General features: G+C 41.0%; 18 protein-coding genes. 8 read left to right on the top strand and 10 right to left on the bottom strand.

Annotated elements, in window-relative coordinates; translation table 11 throughout:
* Window positions 1–40: 40 nt before the first annotated feature.
* The 5 genes from AC13CS_RS11845 (at window position 41) to AC13CS_RS11825 (ending at window position 4,561) form a co-directional block, all read left to right on the top strand.
* Window positions 41–1,093 carry an LD-carboxypeptidase gene (locus AC13CS_RS11845; RefSeq protein WP_482888777.1) on the top strand — a complete coding sequence of 351 codons (1,053 nt, stop codon included), beginning with the start codon at window positions 41–43 and terminating at the stop codon, window positions 1,091–1,093.
* A 157-nt stretch (window positions 1,094–1,250) separates the two neighbouring features.
* Window positions 1,251–2,423: a type III secretion system chaperone family protein gene (locus AC13CS_RS11840; protein ID WP_482888776.1), complete on the top strand. Its 1,173-nt coding sequence runs from the start codon at window positions 1,251–1,253 to the stop codon at window positions 2,421–2,423.
* A 17-nt stretch (window positions 2,424–2,440) separates the two neighbouring features.
* Entirely contained in the window at window positions 2,441–3,514 is a 1,074-nt protein-coding gene (locus AC13CS_RS11835) for a trypsin-like peptidase domain-containing protein (RefSeq protein WP_482888775.1), read from the top strand.
* A 37-nt stretch (window positions 3,515–3,551) separates the two neighbouring features.
* Complete coding sequence (locus AC13CS_RS11830; protein ID WP_482888774.1) at window positions 3,552–4,028, top strand: hypothetical protein; 477 nt, start codon at window positions 3,552–3,554, stop codon at window positions 4,026–4,028.
* A gap of 71 nt (window positions 4,029–4,099) precedes the next feature.
* Complete coding sequence (locus tag AC13CS_RS11825) at window positions 4,100–4,561, top strand: hypothetical protein (RefSeq protein WP_482888773.1); 462 nt, start codon at window positions 4,100–4,102, stop codon at window positions 4,559–4,561.
* A 101-nt stretch (window positions 4,562–4,662) separates the two neighbouring features.
* Here AC13CS_RS11825 and AC13CS_RS11820 read toward each other — a convergent pair whose 3' ends face one another.
* Both AC13CS_RS11820 and AC13CS_RS11815 read right to left on the bottom strand, forming a co-directional pair.
* Window positions 4,663–5,049 carry a MerC domain-containing protein gene (locus tag AC13CS_RS11820; RefSeq protein WP_482888772.1) on the bottom strand — a complete coding sequence of 129 codons (387 nt, stop codon included), beginning with the start codon at window positions 5,047–5,049 and terminating at the stop codon, window positions 4,663–4,665.
* A 10-nt stretch (window positions 5,050–5,059) separates the two neighbouring features.
* Complete coding sequence (locus AC13CS_RS11815) at window positions 5,060–5,968, bottom strand: NAD(P)/FAD-dependent oxidoreductase (RefSeq protein WP_482888771.1); 909 nt, start codon at window positions 5,966–5,968, stop codon at window positions 5,060–5,062.
* Window positions 5,969–6,047: 79 nt separating this feature from the next.
* Here AC13CS_RS11815 and AC13CS_RS11810 point away from each other — a divergent pair, with 79 nt between their 5' ends.
* Window positions 6,048–6,422, top strand: a complete 375-nt coding sequence (locus tag AC13CS_RS11810) for a Fur family transcriptional regulator (protein WP_163625636.1) — start codon at window positions 6,048–6,050, stop codon at window positions 6,420–6,422.
* A 215-nt stretch (window positions 6,423–6,637) separates the two neighbouring features.
* Entirely contained in the window at window positions 6,638–6,883 is a 246-nt protein-coding gene (locus tag AC13CS_RS11805) for an acetolactate decarboxylase (protein WP_482888769.1), read from the top strand.
* On the opposite strand, the gene AC13CS_RS11800 is transcribed toward AC13CS_RS11805, so the two are convergent.
* The 7 genes from AC13CS_RS11800 to AC13CS_RS11770 form a co-directional block, all read right to left on the bottom strand.
* Complete coding sequence (locus tag AC13CS_RS11800; RefSeq protein WP_482888768.1) at window positions 6,848–7,759, bottom strand: hypothetical protein; 912 nt, start codon at window positions 7,757–7,759, stop codon at window positions 6,848–6,850. The two genes, AC13CS_RS11805 and AC13CS_RS11800, sit on opposite strands and share 36 nt — an antisense overlap.
* Before the next feature lie 68 nt (window positions 7,760–7,827).
* Window positions 7,828–8,508 (bottom strand): DUF6799 domain-containing protein, encoded by a 681-nt coding sequence (locus AC13CS_RS11795; protein WP_482888766.1) that lies wholly within the window; start codon window positions 8,506–8,508, stop codon window positions 7,828–7,830.
* Window positions 8,509–8,654: 146 nt separating this feature from the next.
* Window positions 8,655–11,210, bottom strand: a complete 2,556-nt coding sequence (locus tag AC13CS_RS11790) for a M1 family metallopeptidase (RefSeq protein WP_482888765.1) — start codon at window positions 11,208–11,210, stop codon at window positions 8,655–8,657.
* 85 nt (window positions 11,211–11,295) lie between these two features.
* Window positions 11,296–12,060, bottom strand: a complete 765-nt coding sequence (locus AC13CS_RS11785; protein WP_163625641.1) for a hypothetical protein — start codon at window positions 12,058–12,060, stop codon at window positions 11,296–11,298.
* 59 nt (window positions 12,061–12,119) lie between these two features.
* Window positions 12,120–12,362, bottom strand: coding sequence for a hypothetical protein (locus AC13CS_RS11780; RefSeq protein WP_163625642.1), 243 nt, complete (start codon window positions 12,360–12,362; stop codon window positions 12,120–12,122).
* A 61-nt stretch (window positions 12,363–12,423) separates the two neighbouring features.
* A complete protein-coding gene (locus AC13CS_RS11775; protein WP_306770396.1) occupies window positions 12,424–13,116 on the bottom strand; it encodes a response regulator transcription factor in 693 nt (230 codons plus the stop codon).
* A 1-nt stretch (window position 13,117) separates the two neighbouring features.
* Complete coding sequence (locus AC13CS_RS11770) at window positions 13,118–14,392, bottom strand: sensor histidine kinase (RefSeq protein WP_482888764.1); 1,275 nt, start codon at window positions 14,390–14,392, stop codon at window positions 13,118–13,120.
* A 262-nt stretch (window positions 14,393–14,654) separates the two neighbouring features.
* Between AC13CS_RS11770 and AC13CS_RS11765 the strand changes: the two genes are divergently transcribed.
* A complete protein-coding gene (locus tag AC13CS_RS11765) occupies window positions 14,655–15,398 on the top strand; it encodes a tyrosine-protein phosphatase (RefSeq protein ID WP_482888762.1) in 744 nt (247 codons plus the stop codon).
* A gap of 256 nt (window positions 15,399–15,654) precedes the next feature.
* Here AC13CS_RS11765 and AC13CS_RS11760 read toward each other — a convergent pair.
* Window positions 15,655–16,235: T9SS type A sorting domain-containing protein (locus tag AC13CS_RS11760; RefSeq protein WP_482888761.1), on the bottom strand; the 581-nt coding region annotated here is incomplete at its 5' end.

Raw genomic sequence — 16,235 nt, 5'->3', positions numbered from 1 at the left:
AAATTTTGTGCATTTTTATATTTGTATTGATAATTCGATAATGTCCAAAAGAAGAAGCTTTTTAAAATCGGCAACAGCTCTGGGAGCTGCAACCCTTTTACACCAAACCACTTGGGGCAATCAACCTTTCTCTGACCCCAAGCCCAAAATTAAACCGAAAAAATTAAAATTAGGGGATACCATTGGCCTTGTTGCCCCTGGATTTGCCATTGAACAGGAAGCACTCTACCTGGCTTTGGACACGCTGCAAAAAATGGGTTTCAAAACCTATCACACCGATCGTATAAAAGGTAATTACGGTTATTTCAGCGATACCGATGAGGAACGCGCAAAAGATGTGAACGAAATGTTTGCCAACCCGGATATTGATGCCATTCTTTGTGCCCGAGGCGGTTATGGATGCACCCGTATCTTAGACTTATTGGATTATGACAGCATCACAAACAATCCAAAAGCACTGATTGGTTTTAGCGACATCACCGCATTGATCAACACCATTTATAAAAAAACCGGTCTTATTGGTTTTCACGGACCTGTTGGAAAAACGCTGGATGATGAGTACAGTCAGGTTTACTTCAAAAAGGTATTGATGGAACCACAGCAAACACTGCCCATCAAAAATGCCATATTAAAAGACCCGAAACAATACCGCAACAGCGAATACTACCGATATACGATCACCGCTGGTATTGGCCAAGGCGAACTTGTAGGGGGTAGTTTAACCTTGGTGGCCGCCATGATAGGCACTCCTTATGAAATCGACTTTACGGACAAACTCGTACTATTGGAAGATGTGGAGGAAGCCCCGTACCGCATTGACCGTATGCTTACCCAACTTACCGATGTTGAAAGCTTTACCAAGGCCAAGGGAATCATTTTTGGTGTTTGCAAAGGGTGCGACCGTAAACGTACTACCGAAAACTTTACGTTAAGGGAAGTGATCATGGACAGGATTTCCCCATTGGGCATTCCCGCCGCCTATGGCATGAGCTTTGGGCACATACCACAAAACTCGACCCTCCCCATAGGCGTTGAGGCTTACTTTAATGCCTATAAAAAACAACTACGCCTACTGGAACCGGCGGTGGGTTAGCCCCCCTAACCCACAATCCATCGCTTATATTTTTTTTAATTTGAATAGGTACTAATTAAAAAAAGACGATATTAGCATTGCTGTTTTACCACAACCTCTTCAAAAACAGCGGTTCAACCTCCCCCGAATCTGATTTTATAATTCTTAACCTAAATCTATGAAATATGTACTTCCTAGGTTCCAAAGACCTATTAAAAGTAAGGGTGAGCCATTTATTGATGTATCGCACTGGGAAACGGCCACACAGGCACATGATGCCAAAGACTACAAAAAGGCATTGGTCGAGACCATTAATTATATCAATCCAGCATTGCTAAAGGGCAAGGATACTGACAAAGACATTGAGATTGTCCAAAGTCAAGGCTCCACGGAAATCCACCTCACTATTACGGATGATACTTTTTCCGTTAAGGCCCCTTTTCTAAAGACAACGGAGAAGACCAACAAAGTTGCTCTGTACAGAAAAGTTGCCGAGGTCAATTTTCATCCTTTGAAACTGACACAGATTATTTTGCACAACGATACGCTCTGGTTTGAATACAAAACCCCGATAGAGCTTTGTCAGCCCTACAAAATCTATTATTTGCTGAGGGAAATTTGCATAAGTGCAGACAATTACGACGATGAGTTCATAGAAAAATATAAAGCTGAATTCTACCAAGAGCCCAAAGTAACCCCATTGACTTCAGAAGAAAAGGAACAGGTTTGGCTTCAAATTGAGAATATCCTGGATGACTACAAAAATTACAGTGCCCTTTTTCAAGAAAAGCGATGGAACGATTTTCAGTGGGACATTTCGTTGATTTCAATGCTAAAGATTGTGAATATTCCCTGTGTACATGGCAGTCTCAGGACACAACTCGAAGGCTATGTAAGCACACTTATGAATGGAAACTTAAGCTTTCAACAAAGGGTGGACAAAACTTTTGGATTTATGCAAAAACTGTGTGAAATGACCAAAGAGGAATATTTGGACAATATTTATCATGCCGATGCCTTGATTTCCATAAAAGCATGGACTTCCACCTCAAAGTTGCAGCAGCATGCCAAAAGTCTTGAGAAGAATGTGAACAGTTATGTCCAAAAGAATGATGACTTAATGCTCTGCTACTATCTGCAATACTCCTTTTTGTATATCATCTACTGCTTTAATGTAGAAGAACACCACAAAAATGCCATCTACAACGTACTGGAGCAGGTTTCGGGAAAAAGTCTTGATGAGGCGGCGCCGATGTTATTGGAGACTTATCGCAGTTTCTTGGACGGTACGGTAGGAACTGCGTCGCATGTCAGCTCCAAAAAGGGATTCTTCTCAAAATTGTTTGGATAACCATTAATAAAATACCCATGGAAAATATTCATAAATCAGTATTTAAAGTCATAACAGCTTCGGGAACAGGAAGTGGATTCATTATAAATGGACACAGCTATATCATTACCAATTATCACGTGGTACAAGGTGAAAAAAAGGTGGCCGTAGAAAATCACAAAAAAGACAGGTATGTGGCAAAAGTAATCATGGCCAATCCCGAGGCAGACCTTGCTTTTCTTCATCCAGAGGAAATGGACTACAAAGAATATGGTGTTTCGCTCCAAGAAGAAATAATGCTCGCCAATACCCAAAAGGTATTCATAAACGGTTATCCTTTTGGTATGCCCTTTACCATAACAGAGGGAATCATCTCATCAATAAACCAGCCTGTGGGAAACCGAAGCTATATTCAAACGGACGCTGCGGTCAATCCTGGCAACTCCGGAGGACCAATCCTCAACGAAGCCGGTGTACTCGTTGGTGTTACCACATCCAAGCTGAACAATGCGGACAACGTAGGTTTTGGTATTAAACATTCCGACTTGATCAAGGAAATGAAGGATTTTGCCAATGCAGAAGGAACTTCTTTTAGGGTCAAGTGCAACTCTTGCGACACCTATATTGAAGAGGCCACTGAATTCTGCTCAAACTGTGGCAATACCATCAACTCCGCGGCTTGGGAGGAATCCAAAAAAGGCGATTTTGCCCAATTTGCTGAAAGTGCAATCTCGGAACTTGGCATAGACCCCATTTTGGGCAGGGCCGGGAGGGATTTTTGGGAATTTCACCAAGGGAGTGCCCTCATCCGGATTTTTGTTTTGAACAAGGATTATTTGATAGTTACCTCCCCATTGAACAAGTTGCCCAAACAGAACCTCAACAATTTACTTCCCTACCTATTGGGCAATGAGGTGGCCCCTTATTATTTGGGCATACATGAAAACAAAATTTTTGTTTCGTACCGAACACATATCTCGGATATTTTCACGGATCACAAGGAAACCATCAAGGAAAATGTAAAACAATTGGCCCTAAAAGCCGATGAACTGGACAATTTCTTCGCAGACAAATATGGATGCGAAATGGCCATGGAATCCAAGGAAGAGTAAATAAAAACAGAGCTTATTTTCTCAATCTCGCTGCTACTTGGCGATGCATTCGTACGGCAGCGAGAGAGGGGAACTTAAAATTGTGCTGAATCCATTTAAGGTTATGAACCACATGAAATTGAGCAAATTGATTTATACTATTCTCCCAATGGTCAGTATCCTTACCGTAATAGCCTACCTGCTTCTTTTAAACTATCAGAAGAAAAAATTCATCCAAGGAACCAATACAAAGTATACCATTGCAAAAATAGTTGAATATAAGATTGTTGGGACTGAGTCGCGTTGGCTAGTGTACAATTTCAATGTAAAAAAGGAACAATTTAAAGGAAAGTACAACCTTGGTTATAAATTCCGAGAGAACCACTATTTGAAAATGAAAACCCTTGTCGGAAAAAAATTCTTGGTCAAGTACAGTATCGACAAACCAACGTTCAACAAGATTTATATGGACAAACCCATACCAGATAGCTTACTGAACTGTACAACATGTACTTGGGAAACACCTCCATTTTAAATGATACTTATTTTGAATAACAAAGCAACATCACATCTATACAATGAACCTAAAAATGTGAAGATTTGTGTATGAGATTGGAATACCGAAGTTATTTTAACCTGGCATCAACACTTGTTCGGTTATTTTTACTGGCCATGGCTTTACTTATGGCTGAAAAAATCCTTTACGAAGGGTTTAACATCACCTTGTTCTTGCTTTTGATTTTATGGCTGTGGTTTGGTATTGGTGCTATATGGATGCTATTGGGCCGCTATCAAATCATTATCGATTGTGGCAAACTGGTGATTAAAAAGAAAGTACTGATATTTCCAATTGGGAGAAGAACAATAGCAATTGCCAAAATCACCAGGTTAGATTACATCACAGATCATGAAAGCTATTTTCCATGGGAAAAGAAACGAAATGTCATATTGTTGAGGAAAAACAAGAAAGAATTGATTTTCTATGTTCCAGACGAAATAAAATTTAGGAAAGTAAGGGACAATATTTGCAAGACCAGTAAAGGGCTTTCCCCTAAACTGTGCACATAGACAATACATATGGCACTGTTTCTTTAATATTCACACATTCTCCTCATCAAAAAACAGTTCGGTCGATGCTAAAATTATGATCAATTTTGCCCCCCGGCACTTTAATGTTTATGTCCTCCCCTAAAACGCAACAGCTTCCAGTTTATAAAATGGGCCACTGAAACCATTAACGCTCCTACCACCGTATTTACGACTTCCCAAGTTTCACTGAAATCCAACCTGCCCAGTGCAATTATACCAAAACCAACAGCGGCAATGAGCAAAGGCCTTGATTTACGATGTACTTTTTTATAGCTCGGCCAAAGGGAAACAAATACAAACACAACACCAAGTCCAATAAACGACCATTCCATAAGTGGATTGTGTAAAAAATGTAGGCTGGACAAAGATGAGAATGATAGCAGAATGGGCGCAGCCGCGCAGTGAATGGCACAAATAAACGAGCTTGTAAGTGCAATTATGTCAAAAGTTTGGTTTTTTATCTTCATGAAGTTTGTTTTAAAATGATTCTTTCGAGAGTTCCATATTGGCCATGGCACCTGCCAAGTTGCCCGATGACACAGCTTGGGCAACCGACCGCATAGAAATACAGTTATCCCCACAAGCAAACACTCCAGGCACAGTGGTCATCTGAAAATGATCCGTTTTAATAAAACCTTGTTCCGTAAGTTCGCAGCCCAGCGAATTGGGAATATCCGAACTTTGTTCAAATGGGACACCCGCATAAACGGCCGAAAAGGAAATTTTATCCCCATTATCAAGTACCACTTTATGGAGGTATCCATTTTTATGTTCCATTGCCATAACATTATGATGTACCATTTCAACACCATGCTTTTGAAGTGTTTTTAACTCTTCCTCGGTAAAATTTGACACATCTTGGCCTAGAATGGTAAGATCATCGGTAAGGTTGAGCAACAACGGAGCCAAATGAAATGCTTTCTCTGCCGGTGCCCATATCCCTGTTTTTTTACCGCGGTATTCATACCCATGGCAATAGGGACAATGTATCACGGAAATCCCCCAGCATTCTTGAAAACCCGGAATCTCAGGCATCAAATCCTTGATGCCCGTGGCCATAATCAATTTCTTTCCCTCAAAAACATCCCCAGTATCGGTACGGACAAGAAAACCACTTGTAGATGTACTTGCATTTAATGCAAAGCCTTTAAAAAACGTAACACTTTCATAGTCCTTAACCTGCCTTGTTGCGAGGTCGGCAATCTCCTTGGGAGGTTTGCCATCTTGTGTCAAAAAATTTTGGGAATGTGGAGTTTGCCTATTACATGGCTCGCCCCCATCAATAACCAAGGTTTGTTTTAACGACCTTCCGAGGGCCATAGCTGCCGAAAGCCCTGCATAACTTCCTCCTATAATGATAACATCGTATATCTTGTTTTTTTCCATATTGTGATTTGTAACGCTATAATATTTGTCAAACTTATGAATATTTTATATTATTGCAACAATGTCGCATTAATAATTTATGAAAAGAAGAAACACACCAACAAAACAAGCAATCTTGAATTTATTGTCCCAGAGTGGCAAGGCCATGAGCCATGATGCCATTGAGGACAAGATCGATATGGATATCAATAGGGCGACCATATACAGAATCTTAAACCGGTTTTGTGAGGATGGTCTGGTCCATAATATTGTAGCGGAGGATGGTAAACAGTATTTTGCAATCTGCATGGACTGTGATGGGAAGTCCTTGCCGGATAGCCACTTCCACTTTCGTTGCACCAGTTGCCAAACTATCGCCTGTTTAAAGGAAAAAGTGGATTTTTCGTTGCCTATGGGCTATAAGGTTGAAAGTGTCAACTGTGTTTTAACGGGTACCTGTGCGGATTGTTCTTAGTGTTGTAAAAGAGTATGTGGAGTACTGAAACCTAAGCCATAATTGACAATATACGGCTATCAAATCCATGAAGATCGGCTCATTCCATCTCAACAAAACGATACAAATCATCCGAAGCCTGCAAAACCTTTTCCTTTAACGATGGCATCGTATGTCTTATTCCTTCCCATATTGTTACCCTTCGTTTGCCCGAAGTGGAAGGTTATCGAGAGGGAGTGAAATCACAAAAGTTTTCATTTGAAAATGCCAAAGGGGGATTTATGGGTTTTTACTCCGAACATTACCAAGGATTTTTTACATATACCGATGGTTTTGTACATGTTCATTTTTTAATGAAGGACAAATCCTTTGTGGGGCACTTGGACAGGATAACCACAGCGGCCAAAACCTATGGACTGTATTTGCCCGAAAAGAAAATAGAAACCTTATTTCTTCTTGGTTGTACTGAACCAGTAGCTTAAACCAACGGACCAGTAAAACACATTCTCCAAATCTTCTTTAAAGGTTTCTGTATCTGTGGTAAGGGTTGCAGGGGTCTGGGGAAATGCCCAAGTAGGTGTAAACGACAAAATAAATTGGTCCACACGATATTGAAAAGGAAAACTCAATTCCATATTTAGTATATTAAACTCGGATGCCTCTGCAATTTGAATCGTGGTAACTTCGGTCCCTGAATCTATGGATCCTCCCGGTCCACTTCCTTGCCCACTGCCAATGCCTTTTCTATTGCCCAATCTACTGGTTGTATAATATTCTTCATAAAAGTATTGGGAACCCGCAAATACCGAAAATCGGGGAGCAAACAACAAATGATCGTCAAATGCCCTAAAGGTATGATCGGCCATAAAGCCTAAAAAAATATCGGGTGAGCTATTCTTATTAAAATATGAACTGGCGTAAAGCGATAGTTCCAGCAATTTAAAATCGTAACTGATCAAACCCGTAATGTCCGCGACCACCTCGGATTGTACATTGTAACTATCTTCATTGTAAAAATAAGCCGTTCCGGAAACACCTCCGCTCCAATTATTGGAATCAAACAAATACCCTCCAGTCAAATAAAAAAGGTCCACGCGTTGCTCATCGGAACTTGTAAGATAGGATACAGTGGCATCAATGAACAATCCCGATTTGTCATAATATCCAATGGAAGGCAATAGGTACGGAGCAGCTATGGAATCTCGCCTACCCATAAATACCGCATCGTTCATATAACTTACATCCATCAAAACATAGGAATCTTCGCTATCGGACTTTTCCTTATTGATCTTTTGGGCAAATGCACCTGCTATGGTACCCAAACATAATATTAAGCTTAAGAGTAAACACCGTTTCATGATAAATCATTTACAGATGGAACATAAGGGCTCAACCATACGGTGGTCAAGCCCTCGATACAGTACCTTCACATGACGCCCCCTTTTTTCTTAAGGGCTGATTTGTTCATGGATTTTTTAGACTTCATGTTTTTGATGGACTTCATATTCTTGTTTGCCATCATTTTACGATGCTTGTACATGTTTGTGAACTTTTCACCATTCAAATTCAAACATTCACCGTCTTGAAGCCTCAATTGCTGACGATTTTGATTCATGTAGGTACCGTCTGGGTCAACCGTGGTTCCATCTGCAAGCTCAAGCCGCTGCTGCAATCTGTTTTGTGATTGCGTCCTGATTTGATATACATCTCCATCAATGAGCATCAATTGATACCTGTTTTGGTTGCGTTGCTGGATCTGTGCATCGGTAAGTCCTTTATCCGCTTGCATCACTTTGTAACGATACTGATACTCATTGCGATATTTAATTCCATCACTATCCAAACATTCACCATCTTTTAACCTAAGTCTATCTCGATCTCGGGTAAAATAGGTTCCATTTGGGTTAACTACCGTTCCATCGTTCAACGTAATGGGGTCTTCCAAACGGATCTGGTCACGATCTCGAATTTGAAGTACATCGCCATCGACCAGCATTAAACGGTCTCGATCTTGATCGGGATCTTGGACTCTGTCCCTATCCCTGTCCTGTGCCATTAGTGTCACTGTTCCAAGAACAACGAACACCAACATTAAAATCTTTTTCATGGTACTCGTATTTAAAAATTTATTGGAACTAAAGTATAATCAATACTATGGGAATTCAATGATTTTCGTCATCAAATCATTGAAAACCAATTATTTACAATCATCTTATTGTAACTAAAGTTACACAAGACCAAGAAAAATTCTCTTTATTCCTGATTTACAAAACGATACAGATTATCCGAAGCCTGTAAAAGCTTGCCCTTTAACGATGGCTCCATATCAGGATGTTGCGATAAATAGGTTTCGACCATCTCATAAGCCTTATCGGATTGGTATTGCCCCACAGTTGATGCAAGCCATCGTTTAGGAAAGAAAATATCCCCTGTTTTTTGTATTTCTTCGAGCAGTTCCAAAGCCAAGGGCAAATGTTCAATCGCCGTTTTTTGACGGAGCGGATGGTGTATATAACCACTTGCCGTGACCACCCAAGACTCTTTTTCACGGTTTTGGGCTTCTTTGAGCGACTCAAAAAAGGCATCTCGCACGGCAATGTCCGATGAAAGAGCTGGCAATAAAAACTCAAAACGTTTCACCTTATCTGGATTATTCAGTTGTGACTTGGCCTTTTCCAATATGGTTGCTGTTTTATTATGCTCGTAAAGCGCAAGGGACATGGCCATGTCGGTATAATCATCTTGATTTAACTTTAAGTCGGGAATCTTAATGTTTTTGTGCCAAATTTGGTAAAGCCTCTCTTTGGCATTGTCCGAATAGGCCAATCCCTTCCAAAGTCCAAATATGTTCTTTTTAATATTTGGCTTGTACCCATCATCAAGAAGTTCCTTCCAGAGCTGTTCCTCCACCAAAGGTTGCTTTTTTGTTCGCTGTTCCCCGTTCAAGAAACTCCAAAATATCGCGTTCGCCTGTCCACATACCATTCCATGCACAAACTCATTCTGTTCATTGAGAATGCCTTCCATATATAGATCAAAGGCTTCAAGAGGTGATATATTCCCAGACAATGCATTTTCGTATGTATTTAAATAGGCATACCCACGGGCTACTTCGTCCTTCAATTGTGGAATAATAGGCAAATCCGAAGTGTCCAAAGGAAAAACACCATATCCAAAAGCATTGGAATTATAAATGATAGCCCGGGGTTTCGGCAATCCTATGGCCAACTTCACATCCACACTACTTCCAGAAATCGTAACAGGGATAATTCGTGCGCTATCTGGATACACCAAGGTTACCTCGAAAGACTGGGGCCATAGCTTGTCGCTCCCATCTTCGGCGTGCTGGGAAATGGTAAAGCTTGTTATTTTTCCTTCTTCATAATTGATTTCTTCCGTTAATACAGGCCTACCGGATTGGTTTACCCATACTTCGCTCCACTGTTTCAAATCTTTGGGTGTACGTTTATCCAAAATTTCCACCAAATCATTCCAAGTGGCATTGTTGTAGGCGTAGGTTAAAATATATTCCCGTATGCCATCGCGAAAGGCCTTCTCCCCTATAGTCGCTTCCAATTGGCGCATCATAATGGGGGCCTTGTTATAAATGATTCCCCCATACAGGCTACCGGCATTTTTTAAGTTATCCAGTTGTTGACGTATGGGATTGGTGCCACGGGTTCTATCCTCTCCGTAAGCGCTCCGGTAATGGGAAATCATGAATTGCAGCTTATGATTGATATCGGGAAAAGTGGGGTTTATGATTTTATCGGCCATAAAATTGGCGAACACTTCTTTCATCCAAACATCGTTGAACCAGTCCATCGTCACCATGTCCCCAAACCACATATGTGAAGTTTCATGGGCAATCAATTTGGCACTTCCCATTCTGCGACGCTCCGTGGCGCTCTCATCCAAAAAAATAGAGGATTGCCGATATTGAATGGCCCCCACATGTTCCATTCCGCCATACTGGAACCCGGGAATGGCTGCAAAATCCAATTTTTGAAAAGGGAACTCATAACGCGTATAATCCTTTAAAAAATCTATGGATCGTTGATGTAAATCAAAAATGGTCGGAATGCTATGTTCTATCTTGATCGAGTCTGTTTCCCGGTATAAAAGTGTCATATCAAACATCCCTGGATTCTCTGTAACTGACTCGAACTTTCCGGCGACCATGGAGAACAGGTAGGTGCTCATGGCGTCGCTCTCATCAAAACTATAGTGGACCTTGTCCCCTTTCTGGGTACTTTTCACCAAAGGTGCGCCACATAATACCTTCCATCCTTCGGGAGCAGTAACATCTAAAAGATAACGTGCTTTTATGTTGGGCTGGTCAAAACAGGGAAACAGCGTACTTGCACGGTCAGGAACAAGAAGCGTATACAGAAAGTCCTCGTTGCGGTTTAGGGACAATTCGCCGGCATTAAAAACAATTTCAATGGTGTTTGGACCTTCCTCAAGGTTCTTAGAAATAATGATGTGCTCTTTTTGATGGTTGATTTCCTGCGCTTCGCCATTGACACTGATGCTTTTTAACAAGGAACTGGCTGCGTTAAAATCGAGGTATAGGGGGTGGGAAAGGTCGTTGATTTCCAAATCCAACTTTAACCTGGAAGGAATGGGCTCCTGCTTTTTGGAGGGAATATCGAAAGATAGATTGTATACCACATCGGATACCTGCTCTTTTCTATATGCTGCCATTTTTAAGGGAATACCTTCCTCCAATAAGTCAACCTTTGGAGCAGTATTGCAGGCTGCGTTGAGTATTAATAAACAAATGGAGAACGCAATGTTCTTTTTCATAATGGATTGATTGGAAGGTATAAGGTACCAATTTTACACAACCCAATCAATGAAAATCATTTTGATGCCTGTATTGCTTATAGTTTTACCCTCGTACCACAAAATTTATCGTATCAACACCCGTATTTCCCGTTTTGGAATTATAGGCATACACTGTAATTTGGTAATATCCTGCTTCCGTTAGCTTTAGGGTTCCTTCAAAGGTGTTTTGGCTCGGATTGTCCAATACTGTTTCGCCAAAAGATTCCCCATCTTTTTGCACCAAAGCCTTGACCTCCATAAGATTGGAGTCCCAAATACCTTCTTTATCAATCGGGCAGCCGCACATCATCACAATGTTGGCCGTGATCTTTATACCAGATGCGGAAATCGATTCCAAAGAAATATATTGATGCGTGTTGGGTTCCAATATATCAATTACAAAGCCGGGAATTTCCAAAACTACGCCATCGCCTAAAATATCCTTTCCGGGGATTAGCCATAGTTCGGTACTGGCATGTATCCGTGCATTTTTTTTGTTGACCGGAGAAAGCACCTCCACGCGAACAAAAGTAGGCTCGTCAATGTCTACAACGGCCAAAAACCCAGCAGTTTTGTCGTCACTAAGTTGCGTGTAGCGCTCATGGGGACTTTTCATGATAAGATTTGTGTTCCCAGTAGCACCAACCGTGTTTCCTTCCGCTAAAATTTCGCCGTTCCGGGTATTGCGCACAATAACATGTGCCCCACCAATGGAACTTCCCACAAACTTGGCGTCTTTTGCTTTTGCCCGGACCATAAGTTTGGTTTCTGTGGCAAACGCATTGATACAAATTGAAAGTAGGGCTAAAACAAGGATTGATTTCTTCATTGCTGTTTTTTTTACAATCCTAAAATTACTGCTTTTTGCAGCGTTTCACCTCAAATCCATCAGGATTTTCTTTGGGAGTTCAATCGTTGAAGTTCTTTATCCGCTGCTTCGATCAAGTTCTTAAAATAATCGGAATCCTTTTTTGGGCAGGATTGCTCCAAATGATACCTGGAACTTTCGATGAGTCTTTGGCAATAGGATATTTGCTCTTTTAACGGACATTTACATATGGTTTGGCCATAAAGATGGTCCAATTGGTGCAATGAGGGCTTGGGGGAACTATTTTTAAAAAACTTGAACATATAAACAAACGGTAACCAGATTCTCTGAAAGGTTATCAAAAACCAAGCCAGAATATTTGGTTTAAGACTCCTCTACCCGAAGCATAAACCCGCGACGGCTCACGTTTACTATACTCAGTTTGGGGTCTTGGCCAAGATGTTTTCGTAAATGTGATATAAAAACATTAAGGCTTTTTTTGTTGAAATAGTCGTTTTTGTCCCAAACCGTGGTCAAAATTTCCTTATGGGTGCACAATTGGTTTTTGTTTTTGGCCAGCAAGGCCAATAGGTCAAACTCCTTGCCCGTTAATTTTATCGGTTTTCCTTTATAGTTGAGCTCAAAATTGTCCATATTGAGGACATAATCCCCGATTTCGTACTGCGATACCTGGTCTTCTTGCGCCGCATCGCTGACCAATCTGGACAACAAGGCATTGATACGGACCACCAGCTCCTCCTCATCAATCGGCTTCTTTAAATAGTCGACCGCACCTAAGGAAAACCCTTTTAAAACATCTATTTTGAGCGAACGGGCCGTTAAAAAGATAAATGGCAGCTCTGCATTGATCGCCTTTATTTTCTGGGAAAGTTCAAATCCGTCCATATCGGGAAGCATCACATCCAAAATGGCCAGGTCGAACACATTGCTTTTTGTTTTGATTATGGCCTCCGAAGCATCCTTGGCCCAAGTGACCGAAAAACCTTTCATTCCCAGATATTCCGAGAGCAAATACCCCAAGGAATTATCATCTTCTACCAAAATCAATTTGTACATTTTATCCATTTTTGGTCAATTTAAGGGATAGCATAAAAGTAGTTCCTTCTCCCAATTCACTTTTCACCGAAATTCTGCCACGGTGCATTTTAATGATCTTTTGCACATAGTACAATCCCAGACCATAGCCTTTTACCTTGTGCACATCCCCGTTCTTCACCCTATAATATTTGCTGAAAATTTTTTTGATGTCCTCCTTGGCAATACCCTGGCCGTTGTCCGAAATATGAACGAGCAGCCATCCTTTTTGGGTTTGGGCGGTCAGTGTTACCTTGGGATCGTCCGAATACTTCCGTGCATTCTCCAACAAATTACCGATTACGTTTTCCAAATGAAACTTTTCGGCCCGAATGTTATATGGGCCCTCCCCCAGTTCGTACTCGAATGCAATGGCCTCATGTTGCGCAAGTAAGGCAAAACCTTCGCAAATTCGCTTTAAATCCGGTCTAAAATCGAATGTTTGAAACCGCAACAGTTTTTTTCCCGATTCCATACTGGCCAGCTCCAACACCTTTTCGATATGTTTTTTTAATCTATCCGACTCGGTTCGAATGAGTTCCACCACGGCTTTTTTATTGTCCGGAACATCTTTTTCCAAAATCTTGGTGGCCAATCCTATGGAAAAAACCGGGGTTTTTAGTTCATGTGTCAAGTTATTGATGAAATCGTTGGTAGTTGTATTGATGCTTCGCTGCAAGTAAAATGATCGAAGTACCCACACAACGACGATGACGATCATCAAAAGAAATAATAGCCCTGGAATGATCAATCCCCGTATTTGTCCCAAGAAATACTTGTTCAAATCTTCAAAACCGATTTCCAGAATCACCTCCTTTTTTAAAAGTTCCGGCAAATACCCCTCAATTTCAATAGGGTAGGTCAATTTGTCCTCGGCCTTAAGGTGCGACCTGACAGAACTTAAATAGGTTATGGAATCCCGGGAGTACAGGGTATAGGAAAAAGGCGCATCAATTCCGGAAACGTTCAACTGATACGATATATAGTCGTTTAAATAGTATTGGGATGCCTTTTCAAGGCTGTCCAGCCCTATCCTCACTTCGGAGGTATCTTTTCGTATGGTATTGCCAAGGGTGTAGGTCAGGGAGTTTACCTCGGCCAATTCACTGGTAATGTTCTGCCTTGCCTTATCTATTTTATCTGAAAATTGAGCCCGTGCCAAGCCGAGTCCCACTCGCAAATATTGATATTGCACTACCAAAAGGCCAATTACGGCAATCACAAAAACAAGGACATACAGGTTTCTCTTGGTCAGCATACTGCTAAATAAACAAAAAATAACCAGCTATTTACCCAATGGTTAACCCTATTAATCTTTCATTAACCTTTTTGATCTTTTGTTAATCGCCGTGTATTACTTCAATGCGTAAATTAGCATGAGTTTAGTTAGAAAAATACAACGTAGCGAATCTTTCGGACCGATCTAATTTTAGGTCGGTTTTTTTATTTTTCACACATTGATTTCCTGAATTTGCCTTCGCTCCCATTGATTAATTATCTTAGCAGTCCAAATTTTAATCATGTTCAGTTTTTTTCAGAAGAAAGAATTTTTGGCAGACCATTTGCATGGGTTGGTGGATATTCACAACCATATACTCCCGGGTATAGATGATGGGGCCAAGACGGTGGATGATTCCATGGATTTGATCAATGGCCTATCCGAATTTGGTATGACCCATTTTATTTGCACCCCCCACATCATGCACAATTTTTATGATAACACCCCGGGGACCATTAAAAAGGCTTACGACCAGCTTTCAATGGAATTGGGCAACAAGGGGTTGTCCAACATCAGTATCGATTGTGCTGCAGAACACATGATCGACGATAATTTTGAGAGCATTTTGGAAAAAGAAGAGGTGATGCCCTTAGGAAAACAATATTTGCTGATCGAAATGTCCTACCTGCAACCTTCCTTTAATTTTGATATTGCGGTCGAAAAAGTTGTAAAGCACCAGTATTTTCCAATTTTGGCCCATCCTGAGCGATATATATATTTCCACCAAAAGTATGGGAAATACCCATCCATGAAATCCAATGGCATATTATTCCAGCTCAACCTGCTATCCCTAGGCTCAGAAGCCTATGGTACAGGGGTTCAAAAAATGGCCGAAAAACTGCTCAGCGACAAGCTTATTGATTTTGTTGGAACGGATATTCACAACAGTAGACAGCTTTCCCTGTTGAAAAACATCAAACTTTCCAAAAAAGTGCTGAACCAATTACTTCCTGTTATGGAAAATACGATCCAGTCTTTCTATTAATTATGAAATGTACCGTAGGCCGTATTTATTCTTATTGAGTTTGGCCATATTGCTTTACTGGTTGTCACTCCCCATAAAAAGACCGTATTTTGACAGGATTAGATCCATAGGCATACATCCACAGGGAATTCGCAAAAATTCTTATCATTTAGTCTCAAAAAGCCAACCCTTTTTCCTGTAGAAAAACTATTTTGGAAAAAGGGACAGCTAAGCTTTGTTACTTGTTAAATAAAATTCCAGTTAAAACTGGTACCGGTTATTTTCTTATAATCAATTGTTTAAAATATGTCCCACCATCATAAGTCAAGATACCAAGATGATACACCCCTGACTGTAAACTATTTACAGGCAGTTTATAATCATTCCTGCCATCCCTAAAATCTGAAGGGTTGAAGGACCTTACCAATTGTCCGGTAGCATCAAATATTCTAATTCCTTTCAGGTCTGGGTTGACTGAATTAGTCGATAGAGTGATCTCTGTTGTCCCAGGGTTTGGGAACAATATAATTTCAAAAGGCATGACCTTATTTTCTACTTTGAATTGTGATTCAGATTCCACTAGTGCATTATCCATATCAGAAGAACTTTGTTTACCTGTTAAACCAGAAACTATGGAAAAGTTCACGCTCAAGGGTTGGCCCATGACCCCGCTGCTCGAACTACTGCCGTTGTAGGCCGTGGCGGTAAGGGTATAGTTCCCCAACGGAAGGTCCCTCTCGTTGTAATCGCCCGATAGGTCGCCGAACAACGCGTAGGGCGCTACGCCCTCCCGCTGGGTGGACGAAACAGGGCCCGTAAGTTCCAGAAGTACGCTGCCCGGTCCACCGAGTGTGTTCG

The sequence above is a fragment of the Flagellimonas sp. B-3 genome (assembly GCF_056857835.1).
This window is presented reverse-complemented; position numbering and strand designations above follow the sequence as displayed.

What these genes read in the sequence shown, in the direction of transcription:
- AC13CS_RS11765 (WP_482888762.1), top strand. Translation starts at nt 14,655, where the DNA reads ATGTTCAGTTTTTTTCAGAAGAAAGAATTTTTGGCAGACCATTTGCAT.
- AC13CS_RS11845 (WP_482888777.1), top strand. Translation starts at nt 41, where the DNA reads ATGTCCAAAAGAAGAAGCTTTTTAAAATCGGCAACAGCTCTGGGAGCT.
- AC13CS_RS11825 (WP_482888773.1), top strand. Translation starts at nt 4,100, where the DNA reads ATGAGATTGGAATACCGAAGTTATTTTAACCTGGCATCAACACTTGTT.
- AC13CS_RS11780 (WP_163625642.1), bottom strand. Translation starts at nt 12,362, where the DNA reads ATGTTCAAGTTTTTTAAAAATAGTTCCCCCAAGCCCTCATTGCACCAA.
- AC13CS_RS11840 (WP_482888776.1), top strand. Translation starts at nt 1,251, where the DNA reads ATGAAATATGTACTTCCTAGGTTCCAAAGACCTATTAAAAGTAAGGGT.
- AC13CS_RS11795 (WP_482888766.1), bottom strand. Translation starts at nt 8,508, where the DNA reads ATGAAAAAGATTTTAATGTTGGTGTTCGTTGTTCTTGGAACAGTGACA.
- AC13CS_RS11835 (WP_482888775.1), top strand. Translation starts at nt 2,441, where the DNA reads ATGGAAAATATTCATAAATCAGTATTTAAAGTCATAACAGCTTCGGGA.
- AC13CS_RS11770 (WP_482888764.1), bottom strand. Translation starts at nt 14,392, where the DNA reads ATGCTGACCAAGAGAAACCTGTATGTCCTTGTTTTTGTGATTGCCGTA.
- AC13CS_RS11785 (WP_163625641.1), bottom strand. Translation starts at nt 12,060, where the DNA reads ATGAAGAAATCAATCCTTGTTTTAGCCCTACTTTCAATTTGTATCAAT.
- AC13CS_RS11815 (WP_482888771.1), bottom strand. Translation starts at nt 5,968, where the DNA reads ATGGAAAAAAACAAGATATACGATGTTATCATTATAGGAGGAAGTTAT.
- AC13CS_RS11810 (WP_163625636.1), top strand. Translation starts at nt 6,048, where the DNA reads ATGAAAAGAAGAAACACACCAACAAAACAAGCAATCTTGAATTTATTG.
- AC13CS_RS11775 (WP_306770396.1), bottom strand. Translation starts at nt 13,116, where the DNA reads ATGTACAAATTGATTTTGGTAGAAGATGATAATTCCTTGGGGTATTTG.
- AC13CS_RS11790 (WP_482888765.1), bottom strand. Translation starts at nt 11,210, where the DNA reads ATGAAAAAGAACATTGCGTTCTCCATTTGTTTATTAATACTCAACGCA.
- AC13CS_RS11820 (WP_482888772.1), bottom strand. Translation starts at nt 5,049, where the DNA reads ATGAAGATAAAAAACCAAACTTTTGACATAATTGCACTTACAAGCTCG.
- AC13CS_RS11800 (WP_482888768.1), bottom strand. Translation starts at nt 7,759, where the DNA reads ATGAAACGGTGTTTACTCTTAAGCTTAATATTATGTTTGGGTACCATA.